At 36.5% G+C, this 14,335-nt stretch carries 7 protein-coding genes; 1 reads left to right on the top strand and 6 read right to left on the bottom strand.

The features are described 5' to 3' along the window. Positions 1 to 75: 75 nt before the first annotated feature. The 5 genes from KHS79_RS03420 to KHS79_RS03400 all read right to left on the bottom strand — a co-directional run bounded on the left by KHS79_RS03420 (position 76) and on the right by KHS79_RS03400 (position 10,061). A complete protein-coding gene (locus tag KHS79_RS03420) occupies positions 76 to 819 on the bottom strand; it encodes a VWA domain-containing protein (RefSeq protein WP_212716621.1) in 744 nt (247 codons plus the stop codon). 51 nt (positions 820 to 870) lie between these two features. Beyond that, entirely contained in the window at positions 871 to 1,317 is a 447-nt protein-coding gene (locus KHS79_RS03415; RefSeq protein WP_212716619.1) for a hypothetical protein, read from the bottom strand. A gap of 660 nt (positions 1,318 to 1,977) precedes the next feature. Continuing rightward, positions 1,978 to 5,451 (bottom strand): YcaO-like family protein, encoded by a 3,474-nt coding sequence (locus KHS79_RS03410; RefSeq protein ID WP_212716617.1) that lies wholly within the window; start codon positions 5,449 to 5,451, stop codon positions 1,978 to 1,980. Positions 5,452 to 5,548: 97 nt separating this feature from the next. Next, positions 5,549 to 6,043, bottom strand: coding sequence for a hypothetical protein (locus tag KHS79_RS03405; protein WP_212716615.1), 495 nt, complete (start codon positions 6,041 to 6,043; stop codon positions 5,549 to 5,551). 1 nt (position 6,044) lies between these two features. Continuing rightward, entirely contained in the window at positions 6,045 to 10,061 is a 4,017-nt protein-coding gene (locus KHS79_RS03400) for a TOMM system kinase/cyclase fusion protein (protein ID WP_212716613.1), read from the bottom strand. A 406-nt stretch (positions 10,062 to 10,467) separates the two neighbouring features. Here KHS79_RS03400 and KHS79_RS03395 point away from each other — a divergent pair, with 406 nt between their 5' ends. After that, the gene (locus KHS79_RS03395; RefSeq protein WP_212716611.1) at positions 10,468 to 11,430 is read left to right on the top strand and encodes an FHA domain-containing protein; all 963 of its coding nucleotides are present in this window, start codon (positions 10,468 to 10,470) and stop codon (positions 11,428 to 11,430) included. A gap of 123 nt (positions 11,431 to 11,553) precedes the next feature. Here KHS79_RS03395 and prsT read toward each other — a convergent pair whose 3' ends face one another. Next, on the bottom strand, positions 11,554 to 14,316 hold the full coding sequence (gene prsT, locus KHS79_RS03390) for an XrtA/PEP-CTERM system TPR-repeat protein PrsT (RefSeq protein ID WP_212716609.1): 2,763 nt from the start codon (positions 14,314 to 14,316) through the stop codon (positions 11,554 to 11,556). Positions 14,317 to 14,335: the final 19 nt, after the last annotated feature.

Here is a 14,335-nt window from a genome sequence, read left to right as displayed (position 1 = left end):
CTTTGGATAAAAGTGCTTACAACAAATCCTAAAAATGATTCGTGAAGGGTATATCTAACGCTTGCTATCATAAACCTACCATGGATCATTTGATCCATCACCAACATCTGAATCTTTAACTGTTTCTACTTGCCCTCCTGTTTTCTTAGCTAGTTTTTTTAAAAACTCAAATGTTGTTGGTGTACTCAACGCTGTAAAACCATTCGGCGGCATATTGTATAAATATCCATAGTCACCATATTTATTTTCGCTATCACTCAATAAACCTACATTACCAATAAAAATTGTCGCATTAAATTCCACTTGTGGAAGATCCAAATATGTAGCTTCAACCTTGGCTTGCCAATCCGAACCTCCACAAATATCTCGTGGACTGTTATTTTCATCACCATCCGTTGAACCAAAAACCATCAACCGATCGCCCTGTTTTGCTTCATTCGAATAATTAAATCTTAAGTCATCAGCAGCTAAACACATAGCTTCAGCTAATGCCGTTGCGCCCTGACATTGCTTACCACTTAAACTATTAAGCGCATTCATCGCAGCATCAAACTTATCCACAAAACCACCGGTGATTGAGATTATGTTGCCACCACTATTAAATGTTCTAATATCAATTTTTTTACCATGCAACTGGTAGAAAAAACGAAATACTTTGCTTTTTGCCTGTAAAATGGAGTATTCACAACGTGAGCTCCCATCATGACGAGGCGTTCGCATTGAACCACTGGTATCCATGATTAATACACCATATGATTCGTGGGCATGTAGACCAAGCGAAAAAAAACACACAAACAACAATAAAATTTTTTTCTTCATAGCCTAGCGTCCTTAGTAATTTAACATTTAATTTAAAACCAACCAATAAAACTAAGCACAATTATGTAACCGAGGTAGCACCAAAGACTTCGAGTGGATAAAATTAGCACAATCTGTAGGTGATAAAAGATATTTATGCAATGCTAATCCGGCATCAACATAGCGTTTAATAAAGTTAATCGCTAGACTAACACTTACGCTACTGTTAGCCACGTTAACAACCATAATATTGCTTGATTTTTCAAACAACGCTTCAATTTCACCACATTGAAACCTAATACCTTGTGACAGCAACATAAAGCATTTTATTTTAATATAAAAAAACCTATCAGTTTCTGCATAGTGGGCATCATCCTCATAGGGTGAGCACGCTTTTAATATCATGCAACTATGTCTATCGATAAAGAATTGTGTAGGCTTTACTAGTAGTTTTTCCTTTAACTCTGCAACCATCTCTATTATGGGATTATCCATGACGTATGCATATAAATTATCCATTTTCCAACTCCCTTTATCACTTTAAAATCCATAACTTTACCTGTTTATGACCATTTGTTTACATCTCAAGTTTTCCGTAACTACTGATTACACATCCTGTATCGATCTAAAACTCTTTCTTAACAATAAAAATAACTGCTATGTAAAAAGGTTACCATTACATGATATTACAAAGATCATCACTCCAATATAACTTTCAAGCCCCTTGCTATTTAAAGCCTCTTAACCAAATATTTTCATTGCTTCCTCGCTAAAGGCATGCATATAAATCATATTTTAAAAAAATATTCCTGATTAGCCTAATCACAAAAGCCACATAACGCTCATCGAACATGCCGTAAATCCATCCCTGGAGGCTTGGTTACCGCATCCCTGCGGCAAACAGTTCGACAAGCATTGTCCAGCCTTTGTTTTTTCCGACCAGGCATCGAAATATTAATGTTGTGTATTAAAACGTGATTGAATGATGACAAATTGAGTTTGAAATGCTTGAATTTCTTTCTGACACAGATGCCGTGGGTAGCAGAGATCAGGGGTAGTGAAGAACTCAGACAATTGTGAACATATTAAAACTGCTTCGTTGGCCTGTTAAAGTAAGCACTATGTATAGCGCGGATAAACTTGAATCGTGAAGGTGATTATCTCCTTGACGATTCAAGTTTAGATAAATAGTCCTTGAGCATTAATTGAGCTTTCACTATTTGCATGCTCAAGCCAACCCAAGTAAACAGGTACTGAATATAACCGTTCATTAGCAAGCTGAGGCCAAATATGACACAAGCCAGGTACAAAGACTTTCGCTGTATTAATGGGTAAATCAGCACGACTATAATTCAATACCAACGTTTCAAAGTTCAATGCTTTTAATTTACGGACGATATTAAGAATATCTTGCTTAATATCTCCACTTGACTGAGCAAAGGGCTTCATTGAGTGTCTATGTTGACCAGGATGTAAATAGCTTGCAGGCTGTATGGCATTAAAATCAAAAGGTGCAGCATTATTTTCTCTAATAGGAATTAATTGACATAATTCCGTTAAAGCTCTTTGGGCAGCTAGCTGTGGTTGGAGGTGACAACCAAAACCCAAACAGTAACTGCTAGTTTTTTTATCTTGGGCAATGGCTGCCATAACAGGGACTTCAATGTCTGTCGTAATATCTAGAACCCAAAAACGGTGAGTAGAATTTAAAGTGGAGTGAATTAACTGCATATGCTTTTGATTAAAACATTGAGCGTCAAATGCAGGGGAAGGAATTCGGTTATACCACCAAATTGCCGTGGCATCCCGCTCTATTAATTCATACAATCCTTGCAGTATGGCTTCTTCTAACGTATTGCCCGCTGCACAGCCATTAGAATTCCAGCGACCATACTGTTCCTCTGGCAACGGCGTGTTGCTAAAACAACATGTAAAAGGTACATATACCCTTTCTTCACTGGTAAGGGACCAAGTAGGCAGCCAGTGGATAGTGCTGTTATTATAAAGTTTAACTCTATGCTTTTGCAGCATTTTAGGATAATGAGGGTCAACAAATTGTGCATATTGATCCTCACTATAAGGTGCAAGTTGTTGATATGTATAATATCTTTTCTCTAACTGGGCGGGTTTAGCAAAGATTTTAGGTTCATTCCCTTGGTACAAAGCAGCAGAACGTTCTAAAGCTTCACATAAACCACTAACTTTTGCCTGCTCTATTGAAATACCTTTACCTAAACAGATTTGTACAAAGTCATCCTGATCAAGCATTACTGATTCACACAATGCTGGCTTTTTAAAAAAACCTGTCCGAAAAATCCTAATAGGCTGTTCAGAATTTGGACTTATATCTTCAATATGCGTTATCAAACCTGTAATAGGACTTACTACTTTCATTAGTTTATTCAATGTTTCTTTTGAAGAAACTGTACGAGAGCCTCCATCTTTTTCAAAATATACTTTGCAAGACTGCAATTTAATCGTTTGATCAATTTGATCCGCTAGTGATATGTGGTTAGCTGATATAGATGGTAATAAATGTTGTGTTACTTGGCTACTAGCTAAATGATAAACTGTTAAAGTTCTGTATACACTATCAATAGCTACGCTTAGTTTGTTTCGTATGATGAGCTCTAACTCTCTAAGCTGACTAGCATTAATTCGCAAATCATTACTAAATGGGTAAGAATGATTTGCCTCAGGATAAACCTCCATCATAAAAGCTCGCGCAGACTGATTAGCGCATATTCTCTGACATAAAAAACTAAAATAATCTTTTTCTATAGAGCTAAAGCAAGGGCTAACCCAAAGTCTCTCTCCTGTTATTTTAATAACTAACCAATTAGTATCATAATTCTGCTGTAATAAACGTGGGTCCAAAAAATCGTCAACAAGCAAAAAGTTAACAAAACAAAAGTTCTTACTTTCATAAAGCTTTTCAATTACCCGATATACTCCAGCGAGTTTTTGAGTAGATATTAATGATAAATTTAATATTTTATATGCACTAGTGTAATATATACATTCGTTAGCAGGCATTGTGTCAAATAATGGCTTGATAAAATTACTTTCGCACTTTTCATTAACCGTAATCAACCCTTGCTTCATCAGCTGTTTAATCTGATATATAAATTTTGCACCCTCCTCTAAAAGTTGTGTTAACAACTGCTTTTTTATTATATTACTACCAGTGCACACACCGTCTATTAGAGAAGCATATGGGAATTGATTTTTTTTAATTAAAAACTGGGAGGCTTCACCAATTAATAACACATCGTTTCTATAGAATTTATATAAATTAAATTTAGGATGCCATGACAATGGTTTTTCTAATACACATTGTTCCTCAGAGGGAAGCCCATTTTGTTGCTGCATTTTTTTAGATAAAATTTGTTTTTTTTCTTCACCGCCACATTCAGCCTTATCTTTCGTTTTTGACTTTATTTCATTAAGAAATTTGGCATCACTAATTTGATTAAGCTTTTTTTTACCTAAATCCTGGTTTAGTCCATAACATTCCTTTGCGTTATTTACTAATATAGCATTTAGCTCCGTTTCATTTAGATCACTTAGCTGACTTGCTATATCTTTTGTAGTGAATTGCAAATGATCAGGATGTGGAAAATCAGTTCCATATATAAGGCGATCACAACCAACATAGTTAATTGCTTCACGCAAACAGGGTTCACCTAATTCAATAGCCACCCAACATTGACGCTTGAAATATTCTGACGGTAACATTTTTATATTATTTTTTATTAAAACTGGGTACTCAGGATAACAAATATTATCAAGTCGCCAAAGCCAATAAGGCACCCATGATGTACCAGCCTCTAAGAAAACAAATCGTAGCATTGGATGGCGTTCAAATACACCTGTCTCTAATAGTGATAAAAATGCCATTTGAGCTTCTATAGGGTGTGAACATGCATGTAAAGCAAAGTGAGTTGAATAACGATCTGTTCCAGCAGTTGGTGCATGCAAATGAGTACCGCCATGGAAGGCTATGGTTATATTATTTGCTTCACAGGCTTGCCAAAACACATTAAACACTTTATGTCCTAAATCATAACCTGCTATCACTTCAGGACGTAAGTGTAAAACCCTATAACCAAGTTGCAAAATATCATATAGCTGTTCTAGTAAAGTACTAGGATCTTGACGACTAATTAGCGCAGCCCCAATTAAACGATTAGTATCTTCTTTACAAAAGTCATACAACCACTGATTAAAGCCTTTAGCATAAGCAATAGCAGCGTAAGCAGGTAAATCATTATGATTCACCACAAGCTGAGCAAAAGAAGAAAAAATCATAGCTTGGTGGATATTATTTTTATCCATTGACTCTAATTGTCGTATAGAGTCAGCACCTATAGCTAAGTAATGTTGTATAGTTCTACCTTCTAAAGCGGTAGCAATTTTTAGTTGCTCGCCCCAGTGATTCAGCAGAGGCTTTCCAGCAAGTAGAATTTCTGGAGGTTGCTTAACCGCAGCAAGAGGACCAAACTGCATAGCTCGGTCCCCCATGGCTTGGTAAGTATCTTCACTATAAGTAATTGGATACTTTTTAATTACGAAAGAATCAGTATACTGCTTGAAAGTAGATTCCAATTCAACTACATGACGATCAGCATCAAAAATCTTTTTATTATTCATAGTTTTTCATATGCATATAATAGTCGCTTTATATTTTTATTAAATCAGCTTTACAAATTATAACAATAAAAATCTCATCATTTATTTTAATAGTTAACTATAAACCTGTAACTGGAAAAATTTTTCCTGCAGCTTCATAATCACCAATAGCCAAGGCTTGATATTCTTTTGGAGCCGGAGGAATCTGTAATATCAAAGTCATTTTTAACCCGCCATCATGAATAATTCTCTCCCAACCATTTTCAGTATACTTACTGTTATTAATAACAGGTTTATATTCCCCATTAGTAGGCATAATTGTTATAGGAACTTGTTGTTCTACTGTGGTGGCTTCTATGACTTTTAAATCCAACAAACTCCACAAGCTAAACTCCTTGCAGTGTCCATGAGCATTTCTATAAGTTCCCTTACCTGAGAAGCCAATATTTCCCAGGGCTTGGATTGGAAAAGCTACCAGTAATTTTTTAAAAATCTCATCATTCCAAGCAATTGCAATTGCTCTTAACCAAGCATTTTGCCAATCAAATATAATTTCGAATGCATCAATTGGGCTTTCATCACCTTTCAGCTGATTACTTGATGATTCAGTCATACTATATCTCCTTCCTTGTAATCATATTTATAAATTGAGTTATATCTTTAGCCAAAGACACTATACCTATACTGTTTGCTTGACTTAATGCTTCTCTTAAAGTAGTTACTACACTTTCAGTACTACCTAAATAATAATGCACCTTTCCTTTCTGAAACAAAAGGAAAGGTAGAAAAAGATACTCTTTATAATTTTCTGTTTTTTCAATAGCCAAATTTACTCTACGATATGCAGAGTCATAACTTTTTAATGCTATTTCAGATTCAACAATAATACTATTTAACAAGCCTTGAATTTGTTCCGAACCATTACTAATTAAGTTTTGCAAAGCGACATCAGCAGCGCGCACATCTCCTGTATTTAAGCAGTTAAGTATTTGTACTTGACCGACCCAATTAGTTAGCTTATATTTTTCACAATAATGCATTACCTCCTTAACAATTAATTTTGATTGTTTTATTTTCCCTTGAAAATATAAGCAACCTACCCAGTATACCTCTACCATACACAAGCTATGAAAACTGACTAATGACTTAGCATATATTTTGACTTTTTTATAGATCTGTTCAGCTACTTTATAAGTATCATAATGCGTATATATAAACATTTGCAAACATAACGCCAATACTTTAGTATCATGCCCATATTTTAGAGCATGTTTTTTATGCTTTTTATCATCATATAAATCCAGAACTTTTTTCGTTAATTCAAGTGATCCTGCTAATTTACCTTGACACCAAAAGCTATGTGCTTGTAAACAATAAAGCGCAGCTTTATCTCCATCTGATATAGAGAGGGCATATCGAGTTAATAAGTTACTAATAATAGTATTAACTTCATTATGGTTACCTTTCGCATCATAGTATATTGCCAGTGCCCAATACACTTCGATAACTATATCTACTTTTGTATCATCATTTTCTTTTAGCAATGCTATAGATTTTTGTATTAAATTAAAAACACTTACAGATCCCCATCCCAAAACCATCATACTTGAGGTGACAAGAAGTTGATTTACCACTAATTGCTCTTGTTCTGCATCATTCAGTTTAAAATAAAGGTCATAAGCTAATTTGGCAAAGTACATGGATTGGCTATACTCACTTTTCTCCATGTTTACCTCTGCGGATAACTTAGCATATTTTGCTGCTTTTAAGATGTTGTTACCTATCGAAAAATGGTAATGCAACAAGCTGGCAACTTGTTTCAAACTATTACTATTTAATCGTTCCAATATTTCAGCCACTATTAAGTGCGAGGAGATTTTTACTTTCTTACTCATTGATTCATAAGCAGCATCTCTAACTAATGCATGTTTAAATATATAACTATCATCACCAATTTTACGTTGCAAATAAATCATACCTGCTTCAACAAGTTCATTTAAGTCCGTTTGAATTTGCTCTTCGCTCCGGATAGATGCTAATACTAATAATTTATAATCGAACTCACGCCCAATAGTTGCTGCTAGTTGAGCTGTCTCTTTAGCATAAACCAAGCTATCAAGTTTTTGCTGTAAGGATTCTCTTAAACTGGAAGGTACCTGATTAACTTTATCTGGACTACTAAAATCAACGACTCCATTTAAATGGTGTATCAGGTTCTTCTGCTTAAGCATGTTCACCATTTCTTCAATAAATAAAGGTATCCCATCAGTTCTTGTCGCTACAACATCCAATACTTGAGCTGAAACCTGTTGATGATCAAATCGGCTAATAATAAATTCAGCTGTATTTTTATAGTCCAGTTTAGATAACTCAATTACCATAAACCCGATCTCAGATAACTCCTCAGGTAAGGGTTCTCTTGACGTACTGATAAAAACAGAGCTCGCACGTGACTCATGAATCTTTAACAACCAAAAAGCTATAAACTCTAACGTTGTTGGATCAGCCCAGTGAATATCCTCAAACACGAATAAATTGCACTGTTTAGAGGAAAAGTTTTCTCGCCTATTAATCAAAAATTTTAGTGTATCAAATAAAATATGTTTTTGTGTTTCTGGTGTCGCTATAATCTGCTCTATACCACTTGGTAAGGGCAACCCTAGCCACGAACAAATAATTGGAATAGATTGCTTTTCGTCAAGCTGCGAAAATTTATTTATTTCCGTACGAAGGTGCGACACAGCCTCTTCAGGTGTTAAAACACTGAGTGAATATTGATATTTTAATAAATTAAAGACTGGATATAATGCATTGTGTTTATGTTCAGGTAAACACTGAGTAATAAAGTGATTACAGTTTTTAGATTTTCTCCTTAGCTCAAACGTTAATCGAGACTTACCAATACCTGCTTCACCATAAATATGAGCAATTTTTAACTCTGGTGATGTTGTTGTAGGTATTAATGATTCACTGGGTAACAATGCAATCAATTTTTCCAACTCGTCACATCGCGCTATAAAGCTCTGATTTGTATGGTTAGCGCGTAAAAAACCAAATGCTTCAACCGCTCGCTCACCTTTTAAACTAAATAAGGTTCGCGCTCGTTGATGATGAACTGGTAACTTTGCTGTTATTTTCTCAAACTCTATATAACGCTCTAGTTGGTTTTTACTAGATTCACTACAAATAATTTGCATAGGGAGCGCCATGCGAGATAGCGCCATTGCTATATTCGGAGTCTCACCTTCTGGTGTTGTATCTGCATAAATGGTCACAGCTCCTGTATGCATACCCATAGCAGGGAGTATTTCAACACCTTGACTTTTTTTCAGTAAGGCATTGCTTTTACTTAAGTTACTCGAAATTTCCAAAGCCGTTCGGGCACATAATCGACAATCATTGTCACTGACTTTTGGATACCCAAAATAAAACAACAACGTATCCCCCAAAGTGCCTACATGGTAAGCACCAAAACGAATTGCAATATCTACACATTGGGCTTTTTGATCTCGATGTAAAGTATCTAATATTTCTGCATCCAACGTACTTTCAATCACAGACTTAATAGTGAGTGTTATACACAATACCGTGAGCTGCTTTACTTCTGTTAATGCCGTATAAAACAACTGTGATTTTGCTACTATTGTGTTATCAATAGTATGATTCACCGTGTTATATATTTCAGTTGGTTGAGCTAATATCGCCTGAGAAGAAGGTACTATTTTATCTGTAATATCACCTACCAAGGTCGCCAAGTTAATTTTGTTTAACTCTTGATATAAATCCTCTGCTTTATTTGCACGTTCAGACACCTTTTTATTTAGTACACGCCTAAGGAATGTAGCGATTGAATGGCCTGCAACCGCAGATGGTAGTGGAATATTGGATGGACTTAATTGCTTATGGAAAATTGAGGCAAGATTAGATCCTGAAACAGCAGGTTGTCCTGTCAAACACTCCAGAAAAACCAAACCCCATACATAGATATCAGACTGCGTGGTAGGCGGTTCCCCCCTAAGTTGTTCAGGGGCGCAATAGGAAGGGGTCCCTAATGCCTCTTGAGTGAGTGTAAGTGTTTTATAATCGAGATTCCTTGCCTCACTCACTAGGGAGCCAATACCAAAGTCTAGCAATTTAGCGTGGATAGCGGCGCCCTCTTTCGCTATCATAATATTTGCTGGTTTTATATCCCTGTGTATGACACCCCGCTTATGAGCATGGGCTAATGCATCTAATACCTGCGCCATAATGAGCGCAGTTTCAGCCGGCAGTAATGGGCCTGACTCGGCTAACTGCATCTTAAGTGTTATGCCATCAACGTATTCAAATACCGCATATAAAAGTTCATCACCTTGACACCCTTTATCAATAAGTCTAACAATGTGTGGATGTTGTAACCGGCTAGATAAAAAGGTTTCTCGCTCAAAGCGCTCGATATAACGCTTTTTCTTTTCAATCTCAAAACCAGGGTTAAGGGTTAAGAACTTGATAGCAACTAATTGTCCTGTATTAACTTGTGTAGCCTTATAAACTTGGCCAAACCCACCTTCCCCAATTTTAGTTATTAGCTTGTACTTTTCAGAATTAAAATCAACTGTTTCACTTAATAAAAGCGACTCTAACAAATCCATTTAATAATCCTCAGTCTGTTACCACCTCGTAACAAGAAGGACTCATATCATTTACTATCTTTAAGTACTCTATACCCATAGTGAAGGGTAAATTTAATAAAAACCTAAAACATACCTCTTTATAGGTATACAAAAAAAAGCCATAAAAAATCAAAAACATTATTGTAAACCATTATATTTATACAACAGTTTACTAAGCTATAGCTTTTATTATAAGTAGTCTAGTATAACACTAACCAATCAACTTAGCGTTTTATCCAAAAACAAGCTCTATTTAAATAATCGGTCTTATAGTGCATTGTTAGCATAAGTTAATTTAACTTGATTAGTTTTCAGCAATATAAGTAAAACAGGCTGGATATATTTATATTTTCTATATCAAAGTTTACCTTCCAACGGAGTTATTATGGGAAAATTTCTTAATTCTAAGTCTGATGATGAAATAATACTCTCCGCTCAACACAGTTTTGGACGTCACCCTACGGCAAATGAAACGATATTAAAGAATAATGATGCCTCACGAATGCATGCAGTCATATTGTGGGACGAAGGACAATGGTGGTTAAAAGATTACAGCACAAATGGTACTTATATTAATGGAAATCGCGTAAAATCGGCAGAAAACATTGCTCTAAAACTAAACGATCAAATTGTGTTTGGCAAAACACTTACTGAAATATGGATTTTGACGGATATAACTCCTCCACAAAGTATCCTTAAAGCAGTCTCTCCAGGACTCACTGATACTGTTATCAACGATATCGTTGCCCTTCCCTCAGAAGAAAATCCTGAAATAACCATCTATACCACCAGCGATGGCACCTGGGTTTGTGAAACGCTTTCAGGTATCTCTTTGATAAAATCAGGAGATCATGTCGGTTTTGATAATAAAATATGGCGCTTTATCGACGCTACACCAAGCACTCAAACTCAAATCAGAAATGACACAACTATCTCTAATCCAAAAGTTATATTTTATGTCAGCCAAAATGAAGAGCATGTGACGATAAAAATTAATTGTGAAAATAAAACCTTTGATATGCAAGAGCGCACTTATCATTACTTAATACTTCTATTGGCAAGAAAAATGCTAGAAGATCAAGCAGCAGGGTTACATGACGAAGAATGCGGCTGGCTTGATAAAGAGGTCATATGTGACATGCTCAAACTAACAGAAAATCACATTAATATTCAAATATACCGTTTTCGCAAACAACTTATAAAGTTACTGACAGATGCTTCAGTACTTGTTACGCCCATTATTGAGCGAAGAAGGCGAGAACTACGATTTACTTGCAAAGATGTTGCAATTAGAGGTGGTATAAACTCTGAAACAGAAAAAACTCACCACCATGAAGTGCTGTCCTAGCGGTTTAATAAACTCACTGTTCAAATTTAGTATACCCTTCATATTGCCTATAACTTATGATTTTAAGCATAAAAAAAGCTGCGTCAAAGACGCAGCCATAATTATTAGTAGCTTGCTACAAAATTAAAGTTCTGAAAATAACTCTTCAGCCGCTTTCTTCTCAGAAAAAGACCGGTTTGAATCCAGTACTAATTTCAGCTCTTTTTTAGCTTGTTCTTTTTTACCAGCCTTTACTAAAGCCACTGCATAGTGATAGCGAATATCAAGATTATTTGGAGCAGCTTTTGCGGCATTTGTTAACAACTCAAGAGCTTTGTCGTGTTGATTATTATTCAGTAAAACCCAACCATAAGTATCAGCAACTTCAGGGCTATTAGGCATCGCTTTATGTGCTTTTTCTGCATATTCAAGTGCTTTTTCCTGTCCTTTATCCAGGTAAAACCATGCCAGGTTATTAAGTGAAGTTACATCATCTGGCTCTTTTTTCAAGATTTCTTCATATTGCTTTATTGCATCATCAACATAACCATTACTGTGTAAGTGCTGAGCATATAAACGACGGATCGCGCCATTACTTGGCCACTTATTAAGACTATCAGTGAAAAGCTTCTCAACTTCTTTCTTCATACCATGACTATTAAAGAAAGCATAAAGCCTTGACACCATACCTACTTCTGCTAATTCATCTAGCATAGGCTGATAGATTTCTTTTGCTTTATCATCTTGCTTAGCATTTAAATAGGCACTGGCCAACAAAATGTTTGCTGTAGGACTATCTTTTTCACGCGCTACAATATCTTTAGCAATGACTAATGCCTCATCGAAACGCTTTTGCTGATTCAATAAGCGCATTTTGGTCAGAATTAATTGCTTATCCATGGGTTGGCGACGTAGTGCAGCATCTAATACATCTAAAGCTGCTTTTTTATCACCTTTTTGCAAATGGTATTGCATCAGCTGGTTGATATAGCCTTTATTATCAGGAGATAAAGTGACTAACTTTTCCAGTAAGTACTGCGTGTTGGTGTCATCATTTGAAGCACGGGCAACTCGCGTTTGCAGCTCTATCACAGCAAGCTGATCGCCATAATCATCGGCTAGACGACGAGTGACTCGCTTGGCATCATCCAATCGCTTGTAATTTAAATAAGCGTCAGCCAACATGACTTGAGTACGTAAGTCTTTCTCATTAGCCTTGTTCGCTTTTTCCAACCAGCCTATAGCAGCCTTTTCATCTTTTGCTGATGAAGCAACAGCACTCAATGCAAAGTAGGCAGGTAAATATTTTTCGTTAACCGCTATGGCTTGTTGATAGTACTCTTTAGCAGCATCTTGATCGCCTTGTGTGTAACTAAGACCAGCTAAACCCATCAACGCAGGAATATATTTCTTATCCTTACTTAGTGCCTGTTGGAAACCTGTTTTCGCTTCATCAAAGCGCCCTTGTACCTGGTGTAATAGCCCTTGTAAATTATAATACATAGGGTTATCTGGCCACTGCTTAATACGCTTGGTTACAAGACTTTCAGCTTCTTGGTATTGTTTGCCTTGAATATAAGTACGAACCAGCAGCAAATCCGCGTCATTGGGTTCTTCAGCCTTGGCCGATAATTCTTTTAACTCTTTAATGGCACTTTCTGTATCACCTGAAAATAAGTGACCAACAGCCACCTGAGCCTGTAATCGTGCTATATTAGGTTCCAGCTCCAGTGCTTTATCTAAATAATGCGTAGCTTTTGCATAGTCTTTGGTTTTCATATAAGCATTGCCCAGCAATGCATAAACACGCGCTTGATGTTTACCCTCTTTGGCAGCCAGCTTTTCAAGTAACGTGATCGCACCTTGATGGTTTTTTTGTTTAACCAACACTTGTGCTAATAAAATATTTGCACCGTCATTGCCTTTGATATAGCTGGTATACTGCTCAAGCTGCTCCAATGCTTGTTGGTAGTTTCCTAAACCATAATGCGCAATGCCCAATAAATACATCACAGGTACAAATTGCTGACGCAGTCGAAGCACTTTGTCACCCGCTTCCCGTGCTTTTTCATACTCACCCTGTTTAAGATAGACTTTAGTCAGCGTAAAGTTTGCCTCTGGATGCTCTGGTACTTTTTCAAGCACGATATCCAGATCCGCTTTGGCTTCATCTAATTTATCAGACAGCGCATAGGCATCTGCTCTTTTTATGAGTGCATTGTAATTTTCAGGTGCTAACTTAAGTACAGCATCCAGGTCATTGATAGCATCAGCATAACGCTCTTGCCGTGTAGCAATCTGGGCTCTCAAAATCAAAGCATCAGGGTTTTCAGCTTCAGCCTTTAATATTTTTTCCAGGCGTTTACTGGATTCCTCAATGTTACCTTCTCTAAAATCAACTTTTGCCAAGCCTAAACGCGCCGAAGGTAAATCTTTACTTTTTAGAGCTTTTTCAAAAGCTTCTCGGGCATCAGCATACATTCCCTGCCCCATATACGCATAGCCATGAATCAGCAGGCCATCAGGTTGATGTTCAGCATCAATAGCTTCAAGATCCGCAAGGGTAATGGCTTCTGTAAAACGTCTTTGTAATAAATACAGTTCAGCTAAGCTCAATCTGTCTTCCAGTTCAAGCTCACCCAACTTTTTAGCCCGCTCAAATTCTTTTACCGCTGAGGGTAAAATACCTTGCTTTAAATAAGCTCGGCCAAGCAATGCACGTGCTTTTGCATCTTCAGGGTTTTCTTTAAGCACATTTTTCAGCTGAATTTCTGCAGATTTATACTCACCCTTATCATAATACTGTTGTGCATCTTTCAAGTAATCTGCGGCAAGTCCACTTAAGGGTAAGGTAACACCTAGACAAAGTGAACAAAGTGACAATCTAATCCTATTGAGTGTTTGCATTACACAGCTATCCTTCTTC

The sequence above is a fragment of the Zooshikella ganghwensis genome (assembly GCF_018263875.1).
Lineage (GTDB): Bacteria > Pseudomonadota > Gammaproteobacteria > Pseudomonadales > Zooshikellaceae > Zooshikella > Zooshikella ganghwensis.
The sequence above is the reverse complement of the archived record's forward strand: the minus strand, read 5'-3'. Positions and strand labels throughout refer to the sequence as shown.

Excerpts from the sequence above, each read along its gene's own strand:
- KHS79_RS03405 (WP_212716615.1), bottom strand. The coding sequence starts at position 6,043 with ATGACTGAATCATCAAGTAATCAGCTGAAAGGTGATGAAAGCCCAATT.
- KHS79_RS03410 (WP_212716617.1), bottom strand. The coding sequence starts at position 5,451 with ATGAATAATAAAAAGATTTTTGATGCTGATCGTCATGTAGTTGAATTG.
- KHS79_RS03415 (WP_212716619.1), bottom strand. The coding sequence starts at position 1,317 with ATGGATAATTTATATGCATACGTCATGGATAATCCCATAATAGAGATG.
- prsT (WP_212716609.1), bottom strand. The coding sequence starts at position 14,316 with ATGCAAACACTCAATAGGATTAGATTGTCACTTTGTTCACTTTGTCTA.
- KHS79_RS03400 (WP_212716613.1), bottom strand. The coding sequence starts at position 10,061 with ATGGATTTGTTAGAGTCGCTTTTATTAAGTGAAACAGTTGATTTTAAT.
- KHS79_RS03420 (WP_212716621.1), bottom strand. The coding sequence starts at position 819 with ATGAAGAAAAAAATTTTATTGTTGTTTGTGTGTTTTTTTTCGCTTGGT.
- KHS79_RS03395 (WP_212716611.1), top strand. The coding sequence starts at position 10,468 with ATGGGAAAATTTCTTAATTCTAAGTCTGATGATGAAATAATACTCTCC.